This window comes from Stenotrophomonas sp. SrG (genome assembly GCF_050031795.1).
Lineage (GTDB): Bacteria > Pseudomonadota > Gammaproteobacteria > Xanthomonadales > Xanthomonadaceae > Stenotrophomonas > Stenotrophomonas rhizophila_A.
The window spans coordinates 1-247 of sequence record NZ_JBNBBE010000700.1; the positions used below are offsets into that span (position 1 = coordinate 1).

Below are 247 nucleotides of genomic sequence, written 5' to 3' on the forward strand. Positions count from 1 at the left end.
TCAACGATCATCGCGACGTGCCGGCGCGGGCCAGCGAATTCGACTGCGCGATGGGCTTCGGTACGAATGTGGCGGCACCGCCGCCGCCGATGCGGGTGGTGCGGCTGGGCGGCGGCGACCATGCGGTGCTGCGCCACGTGGGCAGCTACGCCGGTCTTGAAGCCGCCACCGCCGCGCTGCTGCGGCAGTGGCTGCCCGACAGCGGGCGCGTGCTGCGCGACGCGCCGTTGTACTACCACTCTCTGGA

At 72.1% G+C, this 247-nt stretch carries 1 protein-coding gene; it reads left to right on the forward strand.

Annotated elements, in window-relative coordinates; all coding sequences use genetic code 11:
- Positions 1–247 (forward strand): GyrI-like domain-containing protein (locus ACQG3P_RS21385; RefSeq protein WP_426806177.1); only part of this gene is annotated, 247 nt, incomplete at both ends.